Origin of the sequence: Microcoleus sp. Pol17C6 (assembly GCF_036701145.1) — a bacterium.
GTDB lineage: Bacteria > Cyanobacteriota > Cyanobacteriia > Cyanobacteriales > Microcoleaceae > Microcoleus.
Genome location: NZ_JAUBQH010000004.1, coordinates 9,442 through 26,744 on the forward strand (window position 1 = coordinate 9,442; position 17,303 = coordinate 26,744).

At 44.7% G+C, this 17,303-nt stretch carries 19 protein-coding genes and 2 pseudogenes; 14 read left to right on the forward strand and 7 right to left on the reverse strand.

The annotated features are described in order from the left end of the window. A pseudogene (locus QUA25_RS03145) lies at positions 1-1,006 on the reverse strand (WD40 repeat domain-containing protein); the annotation flags it as partial. 1 nt (position 1,007) lies between these two features. Continuing rightward, complete coding sequence (locus QUA25_RS03150; RefSeq protein WP_333035506.1) at positions 1,008-2,411, reverse strand: NACHT domain-containing protein; 1,404 nt, start codon at positions 2,409-2,411, stop codon at positions 1,008-1,010. A gap of 326 nt (positions 2,412-2,737) precedes the next feature. Here QUA25_RS03150 and QUA25_RS03155 point away from each other — a divergent pair, with 326 nt between their 5' ends. The 3 genes and pseudogenes from QUA25_RS03155 to QUA25_RS03165 all read left to right on the forward strand — a co-directional run. Continuing rightward, on the forward strand, positions 2,738-3,364 hold the full coding sequence (locus QUA25_RS03155; protein WP_333035507.1) for an ATP-binding protein: 627 nt from the start codon (positions 2,738-2,740) through the stop codon (positions 3,362-3,364). A gap of 205 nt (positions 3,365-3,569) precedes the next feature. Continuing rightward, a complete protein-coding gene (locus QUA25_RS03160) occupies positions 3,570-4,205 on the forward strand; it encodes an ATP-binding protein (RefSeq protein ID WP_333035510.1) in 636 nt (211 codons plus the stop codon). 54 nt (positions 4,206-4,259) lie between these two features. Then, positions 4,260-4,448 (forward strand): annotated as a pseudogene (locus tag QUA25_RS03165) (response regulator); the annotation flags it as partial. Between the two features lie 203 nt (positions 4,449-4,651). Here the strand turns inward: QUA25_RS03165 and QUA25_RS03170 are convergent. Further along, complete coding sequence (locus QUA25_RS03170) at positions 4,652-5,614, reverse strand: glycosyltransferase family 9 protein (protein ID WP_333035752.1); 963 nt, start codon at positions 5,612-5,614, stop codon at positions 4,652-4,654. A gap of 172 nt (positions 5,615-5,786) precedes the next feature. On the opposite strand from QUA25_RS03170, the gene ispD reads away from it, so the two are divergent. Next, positions 5,787-6,479, forward strand: coding sequence for a 2-C-methyl-D-erythritol 4-phosphate cytidylyltransferase (gene ispD / locus QUA25_RS03175; protein WP_333035511.1), 693 nt, complete (start codon positions 5,787-5,789; stop codon positions 6,477-6,479). Between the two features lie 146 nt (positions 6,480-6,625). On the opposite strand, the gene QUA25_RS03180 is transcribed toward ispD, so the two are convergent. Both QUA25_RS03180 and QUA25_RS03185 read right to left on the reverse strand, forming a co-directional pair. Then, positions 6,626-7,363 carry an SDR family oxidoreductase gene (locus QUA25_RS03180; protein ID WP_333035512.1) on the reverse strand — a complete coding sequence of 246 codons (738 nt, stop codon included), beginning with the start codon at positions 7,361-7,363 and terminating at the stop codon, positions 6,626-6,628. 33 nt (positions 7,364-7,396) lie between these two features. Then, positions 7,397-8,164, reverse strand: a complete 768-nt coding sequence (locus tag QUA25_RS03185; RefSeq protein WP_333035514.1) for an SDR family oxidoreductase — start codon at positions 8,162-8,164, stop codon at positions 7,397-7,399. Between the two features lie 176 nt (positions 8,165-8,340). On the opposite strand from QUA25_RS03185, the gene QUA25_RS03190 reads away from it, so the two are divergent. Then, positions 8,341-9,276 (forward strand): AraC family transcriptional regulator, encoded by a 936-nt coding sequence (locus QUA25_RS03190; protein ID WP_333035515.1) that lies wholly within the window; start codon positions 8,341-8,343, stop codon positions 9,274-9,276. Positions 9,277-9,336: 60 nt separating this feature from the next. Beyond that, positions 9,337-9,660, forward strand: a complete 324-nt coding sequence (locus QUA25_RS03195) for a hypothetical protein (RefSeq protein ID WP_333035517.1) — start codon at positions 9,337-9,339, stop codon at positions 9,658-9,660. 163 nt (positions 9,661-9,823) lie between these two features. Here QUA25_RS03195 and QUA25_RS03200 read toward each other — a convergent pair whose 3' ends face one another. Then, the gene (locus QUA25_RS03200; protein ID WP_333035518.1) at positions 9,824-10,756 is read right to left on the reverse strand and encodes a LysR family transcriptional regulator; all 933 of its coding nucleotides are present in this window, start codon (positions 10,754-10,756) and stop codon (positions 9,824-9,826) included. A gap of 261 nt (positions 10,757-11,017) precedes the next feature. Here QUA25_RS03200 and QUA25_RS03205 point away from each other — a divergent pair, with 261 nt between their 5' ends. From QUA25_RS03205 to QUA25_RS03220, 4 genes are all read left to right on the forward strand, one after another. Beyond that, on the forward strand, positions 11,018-11,311 hold the full coding sequence (locus QUA25_RS03205; protein WP_333035520.1) for a hypothetical protein: 294 nt from the start codon (positions 11,018-11,020) through the stop codon (positions 11,309-11,311). 91 nt (positions 11,312-11,402) lie between these two features. Next, on the forward strand, positions 11,403-11,666 hold the full coding sequence (locus tag QUA25_RS03210) for a hypothetical protein (protein ID WP_333035521.1): 264 nt from the start codon (positions 11,403-11,405) through the stop codon (positions 11,664-11,666). A gap of 81 nt (positions 11,667-11,747) precedes the next feature. Next, a complete protein-coding gene (locus QUA25_RS03215; RefSeq protein ID WP_333035523.1) occupies positions 11,748-12,812 on the forward strand; it encodes a tetratricopeptide repeat protein in 1,065 nt (354 codons plus the stop codon). A 233-nt stretch (positions 12,813-13,045) separates the two neighbouring features. Further along, entirely contained in the window at positions 13,046-13,555 is a 510-nt protein-coding gene (locus QUA25_RS03220; RefSeq protein ID WP_333035525.1) for an N-acetyltransferase, read from the forward strand. 136 nt (positions 13,556-13,691) lie between these two features. Here the strand turns inward: QUA25_RS03220 and QUA25_RS03225 are convergent, their stop codons facing one another. Beyond that, a complete protein-coding gene (locus QUA25_RS03225; protein WP_333035527.1) occupies positions 13,692-14,471 on the reverse strand; it encodes an ATP-binding cassette domain-containing protein in 780 nt (259 codons plus the stop codon). Positions 14,472-15,012: 541 nt separating this feature from the next. Between QUA25_RS03225 and ssuE the strand changes: the two genes are divergently transcribed. From ssuE to QUA25_RS03245, 4 genes are all read left to right on the forward strand, one after another. Beyond that, positions 15,013-15,570 (forward strand): NADPH-dependent FMN reductase, encoded by a 558-nt coding sequence (gene ssuE, locus QUA25_RS03230; RefSeq protein WP_333035528.1) that lies wholly within the window; start codon positions 15,013-15,015, stop codon positions 15,568-15,570. 33 nt (positions 15,571-15,603) lie between these two features. After that, positions 15,604-16,635 carry a sulfonate ABC transporter substrate-binding protein gene (locus QUA25_RS03235; RefSeq protein WP_333035530.1) on the forward strand — a complete coding sequence of 344 codons (1,032 nt, stop codon included), beginning with the start codon at positions 15,604-15,606 and terminating at the stop codon, positions 16,633-16,635. Positions 16,636-16,762: 127 nt separating this feature from the next. Further along, positions 16,763-16,921 (forward strand): tyrosine-type recombinase/integrase, encoded by a 159-nt coding sequence (locus QUA25_RS03240; protein WP_333035531.1) that lies wholly within the window; start codon positions 16,763-16,765, stop codon positions 16,919-16,921. 66 nt (positions 16,922-16,987) lie between these two features. Continuing rightward, positions 16,988-17,215, forward strand: a complete 228-nt coding sequence (locus QUA25_RS03245; RefSeq protein ID WP_333035534.1) for an EF-hand domain-containing protein — start codon at positions 16,988-16,990, stop codon at positions 17,213-17,215. Positions 17,216-17,303 lie beyond the last annotated feature (88 nt).

The window sequence follows — 17,303 nt, forward strand, 5'->3', positions numbered from 1 at the left end:
CGGCTACTGCATATACTGAGTTGCTGTGACCTTTGAGAGTAAGCTCTTCCTTTCCAATTGTTAAATCCCAGACTTTGATAGTGGTGTCCGATGAACCAGAAATCGCCCTCTTCCCATCAGCAGTGACGGCTACTGCTTTTACCAAGTCGCTGTGACCTTTGAGAGTAAACAATTCATTTCGAGTTGTTAAATCCCAGACTTTGATGGTTTTGTCCCACGAACCGGAAATTGCCCGTTTGCCATCAGCAGTGACAGCAACTGCATATACTGACTTGCTGTGACCTTTGAGAGTAAACTCTTCCTTTCCAATTGTTAAATCCCAGACTTTGATCGTGTTGTCCCACGAACCAGAAATCGCCATTTTGCCATCAGCAGTGACGGCGACTGCATTTACCCAGTGGTTGTGACCTTTGAGAGTAAATTCTTCCTTTCCAGTTGTTAAATCCCAGACTTTGATCGTGTTGTCCGATGCACCAGAAATCGCTCGCTTCCCATCCTCCGTGACAGCGACTCCATTTACCGAGTTGCTGTGACCTTCGAGGGTTCGTAGTAGTCCCCTGCGAGGGGGAGTTAAACAGGGTGTCAAAGGACGCAACCAAGGTGTTGCTTTCCACTGCTTTGCTACCTCTGGCATTGCCTGAATTGCCGGAATGTTAAAGTGCAGCAAGCGCCCTAACAATTGCCCTGCCATTTGCGTTTTATCTCGCTCCCAAATATCGGCTGACATCCACAGTACCCTTTGAATCAAGTTCAGGGCTTTTGCTGTTTCTGGGTTGTACTCTGGGTGACTTACTGCGGAATCGTCAACCAAATTGAAATCACCCATCAGTGCCTTCACCCCAAATTCAGGATGCTGAATTTTTGCCATCAGAAAGTTAAAATCTGTCAGTCTTTGATAATACTTTTCTAAATTCCCTGACTTGATATAATTTGGTAGTAAGCTGCCCAGATAAGCACGTTGATAGAAAAGTGGTTTGGCAGCTAACTTGTCAGCAAATTCTCCCATCTCACGCCATCTCCTGTTCTAAATACTCAGTAATCCGTTGATTTACTTCCTGAAAAATTCTCCGCTTTGAATCCATCTCCCGTTTGCCTTTCAGAAAGTCAAAGAAACTAGCATGATAGATGGTGTAGCAGATTTCTCCGTCTACATTCTGCTTTTTCAAATACTCAACCCACTCATCTTCTAAAACCTTTTTCACATCGCATTCATCCACCTTGGCAATTCCCGCAATCATCTCGCAGGGAATCGGCGTGCCAATCTCTAGTAAAATATACAAGGCAATCTCCATCAATTGCCCTGGATTAGCTTCCATCCCCATCCCCACCCAATGGCTTTGATAATACTCTTGCAGCCCATCGGGCAATTGCGTTAAACTCAAGTCATTGTAATCACCATTAGCAATTGCAGGCAAAACATAGCGCAAATACATAAAATTGTTTTCGCTTTTGTTTGCCACTTGCTCGACAAAAGTTGTATCTAAAATGCTGCGATTTTGAATCCAGTTTCTCAGTTTATCTTTATACTCCGTATCGGTATTAATAGCATACCGAATATACTCTTTGATATCCTCCCGATTGAAATTAACATACTCGCTCTCTCTTAAATCTAACTCTTTTACCGGAACATCTACTAACAACTGCTTTTTATCCGAACTATATGGTCGCCGCGTCAGTAGAAAATATACGTTATTGGGCAGATTCTTCGGTAAATGTAAAAGATTTACTCCCGGTTCTTGTTCGACTTCATCCAGTGCATCTATCGCAATTACCAAACGCTCGCCTACCGTGAGTTTTCCCGCCACCTGTGCCAGTAAAGTTGGTAAATCTGCCTCTTCTGAATTGGGCAATTGATAGCGGTCAATTAATTGCCGACGAATGCTCTTCAGAAACAATTCTGGTCGGTTGCGGCGTTCGACGAGAATATTGAAATAGCAGGGAGATTGATGTTCCCAGACGTATTTGGCAACGATCGAGCTTTTGCCCATTCCCGCATCCCCGACGATCGTAAAATAACCGTGAGCATTTTCAGTGATAAATTGTTGAAACGTCTCAAAAACAAATTGGCGTCCGCAAAACCTCCGAATTTTTTCTTCTATTAACGATCTAAATTCTTCAGGGTAGGGAGATGAGTTAGAAGCTTGGGTGGCAACTACTGGTTGTGATAGTTGATAATACTTCTGTATCAATTTAGTCTGCAGAATCTTTAACTTTCCGGCACCTTGTTGGTCAGAAAGTTCAGGGAAACTCTTTGAAAATCTCTTGTAAATCTCTCCTAATCGCTGTGTTACAGCAGCTTCTGATATGCTGAATTTTACTGAAAGCTGTGCCTTATTCAGGGGGGCTCTTTCAGGAGAGAAGAGTGCTGCTAATAATGTTTCTTTTTGTTCCATCGATAATCCATGTGTCACAGATTCGCCTCTAAGGAATTCTTGCCAATCCATCTAGGTTAACCCCTAATTTAACTTTATTGCAACTTACACGTCATGCACTTAAATCATCCTGAGCCTTGCCAAGGATCTCTTAGACGACTGGGATGCTTCCCAGTCCTGAGCCTTGCGAAGGATAGGGACTCTGCATGACAGTAGTTTAATTATACCTTGAGTATACTTTGATTATACCGACCTCTAATAGACCTAACTTTATACCTCTGGTCAACTTCACTCAATTAAAGTGATGCGATGATTTGATCAGAAGCACAAAAGCAATTTTTGATAAACATTGGAGGTCACTAGAAATGAATCTTAACTTATTCGGCAACTCACACCCGGACGAAGATTATAGCAAAATGGATGAAATCCCATCACTGGGGATAGGTATAAAAATTATTAGCCAAATTGCCGATGAGCTTAGTTATACCCACACTTCTGACCGTCGAAACTGTCTGTTAATTGTAAAATATTTTCAGCCTGTACTACCTCACCCTAGCACTCAAGCTGATTGTTTTAAGCGAGCGACCGATACTTTAAACATTTTCAACTGGCTGAAAGAGCAAAAAACTAGCCAATCCGATCGCAATTCTAACCAGCCACTGCAAAAAATTACTCTGCAACTCAATAGTGATGTCGCCACTGTCACTCAAGTTTTATGGTGGGTCGAACAGTTAGAGAATCTACCACTTCCCGAAGAAGTTTTGCAGCTTTGTAAACTGGCGACGGTGGAGGGGTTTATCAATGCTATTCACCACCACAAAAATATGCCCTCTAACACTCCGATCGATCTGGCGATCGCAGTTTTTAACGAACGCATAGAAATTCAAATTTGGGATTGGGGAAAGCCTCTTAATTGCCCCGGAAAAGTTGCAACTGAACAATCTCCAGCAAAAGATACCTTCGGTTTAAAGGATCTGCAATTTATGTTTTAGCAAAGATGACTATATCTGCAAATCATTCTTTAATTAGTTCTGCATGACTAGGAGTGATAGGTTTTAATCTCCTGCCCTATTTGCTCTAAAAATTAGGGCAAAGCGCAAATTCAAACTCACATTGTCTGCCCTTGATTCTCCCTATTGGCTTCAGTAGGATATCTGTAGAAACAAAAAACATCAATATTTAGGAGAGAAAACCGTTATGAACTATAACTTAGAAAATTGGCACCGTGACCAAGATTTTAGCGAAATCGATGAAGTAGGAAAAATAGGTATAAAACTTATTGGTAAAATTGCCGATGAGCTAAGTTATACCCGCACGTCTGAGGGGCGAAACTGTCTGTTAATTGTAAAATATTTTCAGCCAGCTTTAGAACCACACAAACCTAGCACTCAAGCTAGTATTCTTAAGCGTGCGATCGACGTTTTACACAGCTTTAACTGGCTTCAAGAGCAACGAAATCCCCAATCCGAGCCAAGTTATAACCAGCCACTGCACAAAATTAAAATTCAAGTAAGTAGCGAACTCCAGGCTGTTACTCAAGTTTTATGGTGGGTTGAGCAGTTTTTTTTAGAGCTTCTACCCATTCCCGAAACAGTTTTGCAGCTTTCTAAGCTTGCTGCGATCGAGGGTTTTGCCCATGCTGTTCGCCACGCCCACACAAATCAGTCATTGAAAACTCCGAAAATAGAACTGGCTATCGCAGTATTTAACAAACGCCTAGAGATCGAAATATGGGATTGGGGCAAGCCTTTTGACCTCAAGACCAAGCTGAAAGAAGAATTGCCCGAAAAAACTCTGTTTAGTTGGAACGACCTGGCTTTTACTCTTCACTAAAGATGTTCTGAAATTGCCAGTTGTCCATTGACAAGAGAAAGGAAGTTTTTTGTGATGACTACTGATACTACTCCCAAGATTCTCGTTGTGGATGATGACCCATCCATCCCCAATTTAATTCATCGCTTTTTTAATCATAAATACCAAGTATATTCGGCAGCAGATGGCGAGACTGGTTTAGCATTGTTTGAGAAATTAAACCCACTGCTAGTAATTCTCGATTGGAATTTGCTGGATACTACTTAGAGCTTTATAGCTCGATCAAAATAGGTAAAAACCGATGGTGAAAGCTGAGGGGGCGGAATGTGGCTGACAGCAGATGATGGATGATTGGGAAGACTAACACCGAGTTTTAGATGCCCGACTTTCCTCGTCCCCCTGGCCTCGAAACCAGCTAAATTGTAGGGACACGGCACGGCCGTGTCCTGGCTTAGATATCCTAGTTTTTAGCCGCCCCAAACCTTCTTCAAAACATCTTGAGGAGAGATGTCTGCCATTTTGCCAGTAGGAGATTTAATGCCCAAAAATCGATCGCTCTTTGGCAACAATTTCGCCGGTTCAGTTGGGCCAAACAAAGCTATTGTATAAGTTTGAACTGCCACAGCTAAGTGCATCGGCGCACTGTCAGTACATATCATCAAATTAGCAGCAGCAATAGTGGCCGCCAACTTGCCGACATCATCCGGCGAGATAACTTTTACATTCGGACATGACTCGACTAACTTTGCCACGAAGTCTGCATCTTCGGGTCCTTTCACAACAACAACGGGCAAATTCGGCTGCCGCTGCTGACAATCTTCAATTATTTGTTTCCAGTTGTCTGTAGGGTAAATTTTGTCAATACCTTTAGACACAGCTAATTGACTCGAACCGCCGTGAATCAAAATGTAGCCGCTTTCTTTTACGCCCAACCGCTGCTGTTCCGCTTCCGCCCACTGAATGTCCTGTTTTGGTACATTAATTGCGATCGCCGGACAAGGATTTGTAATGTTAAATCCTTGCAGCAAATCATGGTACATTGAAGCGGCGTACTGTTCAGTTTTCAGCGGTACAGCAGCAGTGAGAAATCGAGCGCCGTTGGTTCCCGAATAGCCAACTCTCTGCGGAATGCCGGTCAGCCACAGCAGCAGTCCTACAGTCCACCGCTGGCCGAGGGAAATAACTGCTTCGTATTCGCGATCGCGAATTACGCCCAGTAAATTGCCCAAATCTGCCATAGCGTTGCGGTCTTTGAAATTGTACGTCAAGACTTCTTTGACGGATTTGCAGACTCGGTAAGCACCCTTTGCCCTCGGTTCCACGATGACATCAATTTGCGCGTCTGGATAAGACTGCTTGAGGTCATCAAGAGTGGGGAAAAATAAAATTTGGTCGCCAATCCCGCCAGGGACAAGTGCTAGTATTCGCATCATAAACGATCGGGCTATTATTGATCGAGGTAGCTCTCAGAGATCGGCTCTCAACTATCAGCTTATAGTATTTCTAGACCTTAAAAGCTACTGGCTGACAGCTAAACAACTGACTCAAAAGTACAGGACGCTCTTATTATATATATCTAGTTGGGTTAAAAACGGTTAGTAAATGCACTTATTAATTCCTGCAGCGGGTTCGGGGCGACGGATGGGGAGTCAGCGGAACAAACTGCTGCTGACTTTGCTCTCTAAACCTCTGCTGAGTTGGACTTTGGCTGCGGCTGAAGCTTCGCAGCACATTAGCTGGATTGGCATCATGGGCCAGCCAGACGATTTTCCTGATTTTAAAGCAATTCTGAGCGATTTATCTTTGGTTAAGCCCGTGGAACTGATTCAAGGTGGCGCTACCAGGCAAGAGTCAGTTTACAACGGTTTGCAGGCTTTGCCCCCCAATGCCGATCGAGTGTTGATTCACGACGGCGCGAGGTGTTTGGCAACTGCTGAATTGTTCGATCGATCTGCAGAGGCCCTCTTGAGCTGTCCAGGCTTGATTGTCGCCGTCCCGGTCAAGGATACGATTAAGGTCGTAGATCAGCGTCGGATCGTGCGAGACACGCCAGACAGAAGCAATTTGTGGGCAGCCCAGACTCCCCAAGGATTTGAAGTGAAATTGTTAAAGCAGTGTCACGAAGAAGGGCGACAAAAAGGTTGGGAAGTGACAGACGATGCGGCTTTGTTTGAAAAATGCGGTTTACCAGTGCAAATTGTGGAGGGGGAAGAGACGAATTTGAAAGTCACAACCCCCGTTGATTTAGCACTAGCTGAATTTATTTTGCGGCAGAGATACGGGGAAAAGTTTTAAATTGTGTAAGGTAAAATTGGGAATTGGCAATGGGAATTGGTAAGCTAACTAAGTCTTAATAAAAACTCACAATACCCAGATACCCGACTTAAATAAGTTGGGTATCTAATAACCCTCGCCTTTTAGCTTGAATTCAATTGACCTGCTTAGTAAGGGCTGGCTGTTGGTCGGACGATAATTTCGCTAACATCAACATCATCAGGTTGTTCGATCGCAAATACAATCGACCGCGCGATCGCAGTAGCAGGAATAGCTACTTTGCGGAATTCTTGCATTCCCGATCTTGCAGTTTCATCAGTGATGCTCTCGGCTAACTCAGACTCCGTTACTCCAGGAGAAATCACCGTCACCCGAATGTCGCCCCCAACTTCTTGTCTCAAGCCTTCTGAGATGGCTCTAACGGCGAATTTAGTAGCACAGTAAACAGCAGCAGTGGGAGAAACCGCGTGTCCGCCGATCGAGGAAATATTGATAATCTGACCAGATTTTTGTGCTTTCATGACAGGAAGTGCCGCCGCGATGCCGTACAAAACACCTTTGATATTGACATCAATCATGCGATCCCATTCCTCAACTTTCAGTTGTTCGAGTGCAGATAGGGGCATGACTCCAGCATTGTTAATCAGGACATCTACGCGATCGAACTTGCTTTGGGCAAATTGAACGAGATCCTCCATTTGACTGCGTTGCGTCACATCGAGAGCCTGGTATTCGACTGTTCCACCCTCCGCACGAATGTCCTTGGCGATCGCTTCTAGGCGATCGGTGCGACGTGCGCCTAAAACAACTTTTGCGCCGTTTTTAGACAACAACTTAGCGCTGGCTTCACCGATTCCACTACTGGCCCCAGTGATAACAACAACTTTGTTTTCTACGTTCAACATGGTTATTTTCCCTTTTCTTAAAGTTGATTTCAATTAAATAAACTGACCGCCAGATACTTCGATTCTCTGTGCATTCACCCATCTGTTGTCTTCGGATAGCAAAGAGGCGATCGCACCGCCGATATCATCAGGAAGACCGACGCGACCTAGGGCGGTTTGCGAAGCGATAAAGTTGTTAATCTCAGGATTGTCACGCACCGCACCGCCATTAAAATCCGTTTCAATCGCGCCGGGGGCCACCACATTTACGGCAATCTGTCTTTGTCCCAGTTCTTTCGCCATGTATCGGGTCAAAACTTCGATCGCTCCTTTCATGCTTGCATAAGCTGCATAGCCAGGTAGAGCAAAACGGGCAAGCCCAGACGAAATATTGACTATCCGTCCTCCATCATTGATCAAAGGCAGAAGTTTCTGCGTGAGGAAAAAAACGCCCTTTACATGAATATTCATCAATCGATCGAAATCATCTTCGCTGGTATCAGCAAAAGACGCATGAACACCAACACCAGCATTATTCACGAGGTAATCAAAATTCTCTGTCTGCCATTTATCTTGAAGTGACTGCTTGACTTGTTCCACAAAACCGTCAAAGGTTTTCGTGTTTGAAGTATCCAGTTGCAGTGCAACCGCTTGAGCTCCGATATCGGCGATCGCAGATACAACGCTTTTGGCTTCTTTATCGCTATTGTGATAAGTCACGATGACATCTACTCCTTTTCTGGCAAGGGTCAAAGCCGTATTTTTGCCAAGTCCTCGGCTCGCCCCTGTTACCAATGCAATTTTCGTATTGTCTTTGGTCATTACCTTATCCTTTTATTGGTTTATTGGGATGTGTTCATCCTATGACTAGAAGCAAGGGTGTTGAATACACAGACCTCGCAATTTATTGCCTAATCCTCCAAAGCAAGATTTTATGAACGGATAAAGATGCTCTATAATGATCAAAAGGGAATGGTTAAATCAATCAAAAAACTAGCATGGCGATTGAAATGCTCAACCAAGTAATAAACCCAAATGCGATCGGTAATCAATATAAAGAATTGGCGGCATTAGTAACTCGGCACACTGAAGGCAAGGGAAACGGTTTGCATAAAACAGCTATAGATAAGCTGGAATTGACGCGAGAATCTTCAGTTTCCGCAGCACTACACAATGTTTATGAACCTATTCTCGCCATCATTGTTCAGGGTCAAAAAGAAGCGTTGCTGGGTGAGGAAACCTATCGCTATGGCGAGGCTCAATATCTTGTGATCTCAGTTGATTTACCTATTAACGGATTTGTTGTAGAGGCTACCCCAGACAAGCCGTATTTAGGATTAAAGCTGAATCTAGATCCACGCCAACTCTGTGACATTATTACTGCCCAAACCAAGCCAAGCGCGAATAAGAAAGAAAACTCTGTTAGAGGTTTGTTCGTCAGCACCGCCGATGCACCGTTGCTCGATTGCGCCCTCAGACTGACAAGACTTTTGGATACACCGCAGGATATCCCTATCCTGGCACCGATGATTATCCGCGAAATCTATTATCGTCTTTTAATAGGCGAACAAGGCGAAGCTGTCCGCCAAATAGCAACATCTGGCAGCAATATGCAGCGCATCGCTGAGGTGCTCAAACTGATTAAAACTGATTTTGTAAAACCGATGCGTGTTGAGGATTTGGCAGGACAAGCCAAGATGTCTCCTTCATCTTTTCATTACCATTTCAAGCAAGTGACATCGATGAGTCCACTTCAATATCAAAAGCAATTAAGACTATTAGAAGCACGTCGCCTGATGCTTGCCGAAAACGCCGATGCCACAAATGCTGCGTATCAGGTGGGTTATGAAAGCCCCTCACAGTTCAGCCGCGAATATTCTCGGATGTTCGGTGCGCCGCCGATCCGGGATATTGAGCGTTTGCGTACTGCTTGAGCGTAACTGTTTCGACTATATTGGTTTTGTGAGCGTTAATACAAGTGGAGGATGAAAAGAATGCAATATAGCGGTAAATGGCGGATCACAGAGATGGAACTGTGGGATAGTGATTACTTGGACATGGAAGTTGAAGCATATATCGAGATTGAACCTACGGGTTCAGGAGAATTTCAATTCGGTTTAGTATCAGGTCAAATTGACGGCGAAGTCGTAAAAGATGGAAAGGATCAGCGATTTGAGTTTACATGGGACGGTAATGATGAGAACGATGCTGCATCTGGTAGCGGTTGGCTCAAATTAAAGGATAAAAACTCGGTAGATGGTCGAGTCAAATTCCACCAAGGCGATAGTTCTAGTCTTGTGGCTAAGCGCATGAAGTAGGCAATCAGCGATCGTACTATTTTATGCGATTTTTTTCAACTGCAGATGAACGCAGATGAACGCAGATACAATCTCATCCGCGTTCATCTGTGTTCATCTGCAGATATCTGCGGTAACAAAATCCCAATCTAACCAATAACCAATAACAACTGACTGAGGTTTCTCATGAAGGGTTAATAGGAAAATCCCCCTCACTATCAACCTCTGCGCCACTTTTAACTAAATCTAAGAACGCAAACACGGCCGGAATCAACAACCCATCCCTCAAAACAGCCACCCCAATTACCCTCTCAAAATCCGCAGGCAAACTGCAAACTTTCACCGAAGTAGGTATCGGTTCCGCAGCCAAACGGGGAAGAATTGCTGTACCCAAACCTTGCATCACCATACTGACAATCGTTGAATCTTCGCTGAGTTCGTAAGCGATATTTAAGGGAAACCCCGAAGTTGTCAAATATTTTCGCAGCGGTACAGAACAAGCATTTTCTACCGGCTGCAAAATCAACGGATAAGCCGCTAATTCTTTCCAGGTAATCTTAGCACTTGACACTTTGGCACTTGGCGGCAGCAATACAACATATTTATCCCGCAAAATTTCTCTAGTTTCAAATTCATCGGAAATTGGAAGAGAGACAAAACCGATGTCTGCTTTGCCCGATCGCAAAGCCTCTTCCACAGCTTGGGTATAATAAACTTCGGTAATGCTAACCGTAATTTTGGGAAAGCAACTGCGAAATTTAGCAATAATACCCGGTAGGATATGAGTTGCGACACTCCGAAAAGTAACTATCCGTACCTGGCCTCCCTGCAAACCTTTTTCTAAATCCGCTTCTTTGACCATCCTTTCTAAGGCGCAGGCTATTTGACGCCCGTGACTCACTACCCTTTCCCCCACTGGCGTCAGTTGAGCACCGTGTCGCCCCCGGTGGAACAATTGCACTCCCAATTCTGTTTCTAAAGAGGCGATGGCGTGGCTGACGGCGGATTGGGACAGTTCCAATTGCAAAGCCGCCTCGCTAAAGTTTTCACAGTCTGCTACAGCTATCAAAGCTTGAATCTGAGAGAGTTTCATCCGCCGCGTATTGATTTCGTTCATAGCGTTTGTGCCAGTAGTACCCACATTGTCACAAGGGCTTCGATATATCGATTTTATTCATACAACCTATGCAAGCAATGCTTTGATTGTCAATTGCCGCAGAGTTAAGGTTAATTTATCAGGTAACAGATAGACTTTTACAGGACTTGCACGACAACAATATTGTGGTGTAGTTGCGGTAAATTTATTGCAGCTTAAAGCTATTTTTTGTAATTTTCTGGGTGCAATTTTTGTGAAAATTATCACTTTAAGGTGTGGGCTATGTCTACTTACAACAGTCGGAGCAACCCCCGAATAATGATGTTTTTTTTGATGGCTGTTCGAGCTAAACCATCCGAAAAACAGAAAGGGCTATCTCTCTTTTCAGCTATAAAAAAAATTGGGCAGTTTTGGCTCTACCTCATTTCTAGTGAGGACGAACTGAGAATTTGGCAGACGTGCGATCGCTATGGTAACACTTGGTGGCACGGTTGCGATCGGGCGACTGGTCGTTCTACCTGCGTGGCGACGGATGATGAAATGCGCGCTTGGCTCGATCGGCGTTATTGCCAATAGTAGTGTGTGGGCGGCGTGGAAATGAAGAGAAATACAGCCCTCGATTAGCAATTACCCATTAGCAATTACCCATTACCAAGTAGGAGATGCTATGCTTCAAATATCTTCCGAATGTGCAGCGCCCGATCGCATTATTCTGATGGAAAACGAGGTATACAGATTGCCTCAAACTCATCGAGAAATTCAAGTTTTGTCAGGAATTGCTTGGATCACGCTTGACCAACAGGACATCATCTTGCAAAGTTCTGAAAAAGCATCGCTTCCACCCAGCAAAAACTTTGCTGTCATATCCGCTCTCAACAATATGCCGCTGATTATGGCAGTCTGGCAAGACAAAAACCCAGTCAGAACCTAGAGATTAAGAAAAAATGCGGCAGGAACACCCCAAAAAGCTCTATCTTAATAGTTATCACTTAGCTATTGGAGGACTCGATCGGTGGACTGCCGCTCTTATCACTTCAGCTATCTCGCAGCTATAAGTATTGTCTTATCGCCCGCACTCAGCTTGCTGGCAATTTCAGACGCTCGGGCTTATGGCCCAATTATAAATGCGAGGCGCGCCCAAGCGAGCGATCGCGCTCAGGCAACTGACCCCAAAACGCAAGCAGACGACCTCTTTGAAACAGGAGTAAAACAACATCGCGAGGGTTTGTTTCGAGAAGCAATCGAGACTTTTGAGCAAGTTTTGGCAATCCGCAAGCAACTAGGTGACAAACCGGGAACCGGAGAAACCCTCAATAAGATGGGGGAAGTTTACGCCGAAATGGGTTCGCAGCCCAAAGCTTTGGAAGTTTTGCAGCAAGCTTTAGTCATTCACCGAGAAATCGGCGAAGGGCCTCGTATCGCGCGCACTCTCAATCTCATCGGTTTCGTGAACCGGATTGGGGACAATTTTTCCGAAGCGATGAAACTGCACCAAGAAGCTTTGGAACTTGCCAAAACTACCGACGACAAAATTGAAATTGGAGAATCCCTCCACAACATCGCGGCCGTTTACGCAGAACAGGTCAATTACGCCAAGGCGATCGAATTTTACCAGCAAGCGCGGACGATTCGCACGGCATCGGGCGATCGGCGCGATTTAGGCCGTACCCTCAATAACATGGGCGGCGTCTACTACAACATCGGCGACTTTAATAGAGCGATGGAATTTTATCACCAAGCTTTAGCAATTCGCCGGGAAATCGGAGACCGGGCTGGCGTCGGCCGCCTCCTCAACAACATGGCACTTACCTCTCGCAAACTCGGCAAAGATACTCAAGCGCTGATCTATTTTCAGCAAGCAATACCGATGTTAGAATCTATCGGTGACAAGACAAGTATCGGACGCTTGCTCAACAATATGGGCGCAATTTATGAAAGTCTTGGTCAATATCCTCAAGCTCTAGAATCCTACGAGGGAGCTTTAAAAATTGCCCGCGAGGGCGGTGATAAAGCCGGAGAAACTACAGCGATGGAGGGCATTAAGCGATTGTCTTCCGGTCAGCTTGTACCGCAATAATGACAGTTAAGCGGTTCCGAATCGGGCGTGAAGATTGGAAGCGATCGACTTTGGCCACGATTTGGCATTCATCTGCAAGTCGTTGTATAATTGGTAGGCAAAAATATATAACTCGAAAAGAGGAAAAAGGCTTCAGGGGCGCTATAATTTGATTAATATCGCGATCGAAAGATAGAAACAGTTTCTGTAGTAATTTGTCTGCCAGGGCGGCCGCACAACCATTAATCTAAGCTATGGATATCCGTACCGAAAATCCAGAAGATGTAGAAGCTGTTCGCAACATTAATATTGCGGCATTCGGGCGAGAAAATGAGGCTAACTTAGTCGATCGATTGCGGGGAATTGCATCTACATTTTCCTTCGTTGCGGTACAATCCGATCGCGTTGTCGGACACATTTTATTCAGTCCGGTTGTCGTCGAAGGAAAATGTTCTAGGAATTTGTCGATTCTGGGGTTGGCGCCAGTCGCAGTTCTTCCCGAATATCAGCGCCAAGGTATAGGAACGCTGTTGATCCAGCACGGTTTAGAAGAGTGCAGGCGATCGGGATTTCAGGCAGTGGTTGTGCTTGGTCATCCAGATTTCTATTCGCGTTTTGGGTTCATTCCTGCTAGTAGAAAGAGCTTGAAATGTGAATATGATGTGCCCGATGAAGCTTTTATGGTTTTGGAGTTAGAAAGTGGAGCTTTGGAGGATTGCAGCGGAACGGTGAAGTATCGATCGGAGTTTAGTCTATGCGAGTGATATCAAATCCGGGTGCATCGGATTGGCTGACGAAGAGCTCGCCAGTCAGAAAAATTATTAAACGAGCGCCCATATCTGAGTTACCTTGGTAGATCCGTTATCCGTATTTACTTATCTTTACATAGTTTGGTTTTTTTTACCTAACTATTGCAACTTTCTCTGCATCTTTGCTACTTTCTTTTTGACCCATAACGCGCTGTAAAATCGTCTCTACTTTCGCAGCAAATAGAGCATTTCCTCTCTGCCTCGGTCGCGGCATATCAATAGAACAGTCCATTGCAATCTGACCATTTTCTATTAAAATAACTCGGTCAGCTAGCACCACTGCTTCTTCTACGTCATGAGTGATCAGGAGCGCGGTAAATCCTTTTTCTTGCCATAAATTTTCTAACAATTGCTGCATCTCAATGCGAGTCAAAGCATCCAACGCGCCGAGGGGTTCATCAAGCAGCAGTAAATGAGGTTCGCAGGCAAGGGCTCTTGCTAAAGAAACTCTCTGCTTTTGACCGCCGGAGAGTACCGCCGGCCAATCGTTGGCGCGATCGGCAAGCCCTACCGCGTGAAGGACTTGCATCGCTTTGTAGTGCGTGTTTTCTTTGGCCGTGAGTAGCCCTAATTTCACATTTGCCACCACTTTTTGCCAAGGTAGTAGCCGTGCATCCTGAAACATCATTGTCACTTTAGAGTTAAGTTTGCGGGACGGCTTTCCATCTAGAAAGACAGTTCCTTGAGTGGGAACTTCTAGTCCGGCGATTAAGCGCAGTAAGGTACTTTTGCCACATCCGCTGCGACCTACAATTGCTACAAATTCTCCGGGATTTATTTCTATGTTGATATCCCGCAAAATTTTAATATTTCCAAATGACTTCTGGAGTTCTACTAATTCTAGACCTATTCTTGAGAGTGGTGATTCCATTCTAAAAAACCTCCATATCGCGATCTATGCCACAGGCTCAAAACCTTTTTCGCTGTCAAAGGTGGCTGTTGAGCAAGTGCCAATTCGTCTCCTACTCACCGGTGCTGGTGAATAGCAGATTAGCATTTCTAAATTTAATCTACTGTAAGTCAGTCAAATTATAGTAGATTGTGATTAAACAAGATTATTGCATAGGTATCTCCAAAAAGCAAGATAATTTTTCGCCCAACTTCTGCGGCTTTGATAAATAATTTTTAAGAACAAGCAAACCCCCTTGCTGTAAAGGTTCTGTTTTTGAGTTCGGTGGGATTATGCTGTATTTGGGAGAAAAAATCTGACAGTTGATTCCCGCCGAGATTCGCGATCGCCCAAAATTTGTATAAGAGTTATCAAAATTTACATCTCAACTTACTTGCTTTTTAAAATTGACCGTGCTAGCTTACTATCTATAAAATACGGTAATTTTACGGAGTTACCGTAGTTATGAGTGATTCCGTAAATCGTTCATTTTTAAATGAGTCAAAAATAGGAGGACTATTAAATGCCTAATGTTGTTGCGATCGCAGGTAGCCCGTCTCATCCATCCCGCTCCTTTGCCGTGCTGGAATACGCCCGCCGCGCAGTCGAGAAGGAGGGACTAAGTACGGCCTCTATCAACGTCCGCGATCTCCCGCCAGAGGTATTAATTTACGGACAATTCGCGAACCCAGACTTAAAAGCAGTCAATGATTTAGTAGTAGAAGCCAAGGGCATAATCATCGCCACACCTGTTTACAAAGCAGCCTACACAGGCGTACTCAAAGCTTACTTAGATTTGCTACCGCAGAAGAGTTTAGCTGGTAAAGTTATTCTCCCCATAGCCACCGGAGGTACGCTGGGTCACTTATTAGCAATTAATTACGCCCTCAAACCAGTGTTATCCGAGCTGGGCGCTAGTCATATATTGGCTGGTGTCTATGTTTTAGACACGCAGATCCAAAGTTATGACGAAACAAGCGTACAACTTGAAGAGGAAACAGAACAAAGATTGCGATCGCAATTGCAAGAGTTTGTTGGTGCCCTGCAAACTGGCAAACCCGAATTAGTTGGAAGTCTCTGATCGGAAAGTTACCAACAAACAATATTATTGTTTATGCTCAAAAGACTGATTTCATTCCTTGCTCAATTATGGCGATCGCACCTTTCCCTAGCAGCGCTATTTCTATTGGGAATCAGCTTAAATTGGGCGATCGCCTCCTGCAATACTCCCACCCCTACGGGCTCTGCAAGCCCCGCCGCTTCCCCCGCAGCAGCTCAAGCTCAGGTAGTCCGCATCGGCCATCAGAAATTAGACCCCTTCACGCTAGTCAAAGCCAGAGGCGGGTTAGAGAAACGCTTGCAGCCTCTAGGTATATCGGTTGAGTGGAAAGAATTTCAGTCAGGCCCCCCGATGTTGGAAGCGCTAAACGCCGGCAGCATCGACATCGCCCGCACCGGGGACGCTCCTCCAGTCTTTGCCCAGGCTGCTAACGCACCCCTCCTTTACATTGGCGGAAGCGCCCCCAAAGACCGCAGTTCAGGTATTTTAGTTCCTGCTAATTCGCCAATTCAAACCCTTGCAGATTTGCGGGGTAAGAAAATAGCTTTTACAAAAGGTTCAAGCGCCAATTACCTGTTAGCAAAAGCACTGAAATCCGCAGGGATAAAATGGACTGAGATTGAGCCTGTCAACCTGACACCAGCCGATGCCAGAGCTGCCTTTCAACAAGGTAATGTAGATGCTTGGGTAATTTGGGACCCGTTTTATGCAGCAGCTCAAGCGCCAAGAGATGTTCGTGTTGTTAAAGATAGTAAAGGACTAGCAGCTAACCGAGATTTTTACTTAGCTAATCGCTCATTTCCTCCGTCTAATTTCAAAATTATTGAGGCAATTAGAGAAGAAACTCAAGCAGTAGCGACTTGGGCGGATGCGAATCCTGAAGAAGTAACCAAGATTCTCGCTCCCATTCTGAAAATTGATGCTTCTATCTTAGATGTAGTGACTCGACGGCGGAGTTATGGATTTGAACCGATCCAAGCTGATATGGTTGCCGAGCAACAGGAAATTGCGGATACTTTTTTTGAACTCGGCTTAATTCCCAAGCAACTCAAAGTTGAAGAAGTAATTTGGAAACCAGGTAATTAAAAATCCCCGCTTGTCGGTAAATGTTGGATAAAGCAAAACACCTGATATCTTCTACCTTCCAAATAGCGGTGGTGAAGACGATGCTGGGGAACCGCGCTGGGATTACAGGAAAGGTCAGCCCCATTGGTTGCGTCACGCCCACGCTTCGCATTCACTAGACAGGGGCGCGCCGATTCATTTGGTGGAGCAGACGTTAGGGCATGAATCGGTAGCGACTACTTCCAGGTATCTACACGCACACGCCCAAACGACAGCAACAGCTTGTATCTGCCAGGGTAAAAGGTAACTTTCCTTGCATCTTTTTCAACATTATGGGATATTGAATTGAAAAAACTAATTCAAATAGAAACTTATGGCAACTGAGCAAGAGCTTCAATCTCTTTTTAATGCCTTGGATGGCGATCGAGATGGCAAAATATCGAGTAATGAGCTTTTTTTAAGTCCTGGGTTAAATGCAGTCATTTTAGCAGAAACAGGTACTAGCCCCGCGGAACTGCTAGCGACGTATCGAGATGAAGAGGGTAATATTACCTTTGAAGACTTGAAACAAGCTGTTAAGAAAGCAGGGAATTTAGAATAAGCGCGATCGCCCAGCCAGCAGCGATTGAAATAAAATCATTTATCCAAGTGGATGAGTGTCTTCCCCTGGTAATAGTTGCAGTAGTTAT